This is a genomic window from Mesorhizobium sp. M7A.F.Ca.MR.362.00.0.0 (genome assembly GCF_004023175.1).
Lineage (GTDB): Bacteria > Pseudomonadota > Alphaproteobacteria > Rhizobiales > Rhizobiaceae > Mesorhizobium.
This window is the reverse complement of record NZ_RZTF01000661.1, coordinates 1-1,894: the sequence shown is the minus strand read 5'-3', so window position 1 is coordinate 1,894 and position 1,894 is coordinate 1. Positions and strand designations below refer to the sequence as shown.

General features: G+C 64.3%; 2 protein-coding genes and 1 pseudogene. All 3 read right to left on the bottom strand.

Annotated features, from left to right (window positions below):
* Positions 1 to 210: pseudogene (locus tag EOC06_RS36540) on the bottom strand (glycoside hydrolase family 127 protein); the annotation flags it as partial.
* Between the two features lie 14 nt (positions 211 to 224).
* A complete protein-coding gene (locus EOC06_RS36535) occupies positions 225 to 1,082 on the bottom strand; it encodes a carbohydrate ABC transporter permease (protein WP_127326524.1) in 858 nt (285 codons plus the stop codon).
* Positions 1,082 to 1,894: carbohydrate ABC transporter permease (locus EOC06_RS36530; RefSeq protein WP_164898977.1), on the bottom strand; the 813-nt coding region annotated here is incomplete at its 5' end. The genes EOC06_RS36530 and EOC06_RS36535, both read right to left, overlap by 1 nt.

Here is a 1,894-nt window from a genome sequence, read left to right as displayed (position 1 = left end):
GGGGATGACTATGCCGGGCGAGGGGCGGTCCGGATCGATCTGCTCCAGCATGCGGGCCTCGACGCAGCGCTCGTAGAGGATGTCGGCGGTGCGTGTGGCGACAGCGTCGGCGCGGTCGCCCCAGAAGCCGTGCACGTCGACCTGCGGCACCGGCAGCGGGCGGAAGGCGAGCTTCGGTTTTCCGGTCTTTGCGGATGGCGATGCGGTCATGAACTTACTCCATTCTATTTGACGGCCCCGGCCATCAGGCCGCGGATGTAGAAGCGCTGCAGCGCCAGGAAGAGGATGAGGCACGGCACCATCATCACGGTGACGCCCGCCTGCACCGCGCCCCAGTCGATGGCGCCAAAGCGGCCCGACTGCAGTGCGGTCATCATCACCGGCAGCGTGAACTTGGATTGGTCGGTCATCAGCACGAGGGCGGCGAGGAATTCGTTCCAGGCGCCGAGGAAGGCAAACAGGGCGATGGTGACGACGCCCGGCCAGACCAGCGGCAGCATCACCTTCAAAAGCATTGTGAGATTGCTGGCACCGTCCATGCGGGCGGCCTCCTCGATTTCGCGCGGCACGGCGTCGAAGGCGTTGCGCATCATGAAGATCGAGAACGGCAGTTGCAGCGTCACATAGACGCCGACCAGGCCGGTCAGGGTGTTGTGCAGGCCAAGCTTGGTCAGCACCAGGAAGATCGGCGTCAGGATCGACTGGAACGGGATCATGATCGTCGACAGGATGAGGATGAAGAACAGGTCCTTGAACGGAAACCGGAACCGCGAAAAGCCGTAGCCGGCCAGCACGCTGACGGCGACCGAGAGCACGACCGTCATCACCGAGACATAGATGCTGTTTTGCGCCGAGGCCCACAGCCCGTCGCCGAAGCTGTTGAGCGTGGCATAGTTCTCCAGCGAGAACCCCGACGTCGGCCAGGGCGGCAGCGGCGGCAGGCGTGCTTCGGCCGCCGGCTTGAACGCCGACAGCACCGCCCAAACAATCGGCGCGGCGAACAGCACCGAGGCGACGATGCCGGTCGAATGTTCTGCGACGCGGCTCAGGAGCCGGCGGCTACGGGAGGCGGCCTGCGCCATCAGTCGAGACCCTCAGGCTTGCGCAACAACCATAGCTGGACGAGGCTGAGCGCCACCAGGATGACCAGCAGCACCATGGAAAGTGCCGCGCCATAGCCGAGCTTGAACGACACGAAGGACTGGTTGAAGATCCAGTAGACCGCCGTCAGCGTCTGGTTGCGCGGGCCGCCGCGCAGGATGATGTAGAACTGGTCGAAGGCGAGGATCGAGCCGGCGACCGACAGGATCAGCGCCAGCGCCAGCGTGCGGCGCATCAGCGGCAAGGTGATCGCCCTGAACCTGGCGAAAGGCCCGGCACCGTCGATGACGGCCGCCTCCTGCAGGTCCTGCGGGATCGATTGCAGGCCGGCCATCAGGATGATCATGGTGAAGCCGGCGACCTTCCAGACGACCATGGCGATGATCGACCAGAAGGCCGGCTGGAAGGTGGCCAGAAGGTTGAACTTCCTGTCGATCAGTCCGAGGTCGTAGGCAGCCGGGCTGAACAGGCCGGAATCGACATTCAGCAACCACGACCAGAGCAGGCTGGCCGAGGCGAAACCGACAACCGCCGGCATGAAGAACATGGTGCGGTAGAGATTGGTCAGCGGCCGCGGCCGTTCGACGAACAGCGCCAGCGGAAAGGCCACCACGAAGATCGCGATGGTGACGATCACCGTGTAGAAGGCGGTGAAGCGCAGCGCGTTCCAGAACCTGGTGTCGCGTAGGATGGCGACGTAGTTGCCGAGGCCGATGTAGCTATGCTCGCCCATCAAGGGCCAGTTGTGCAGCGACATCCACGCCGTCATGCCGAGCGGGATCAGGAAAAAGAC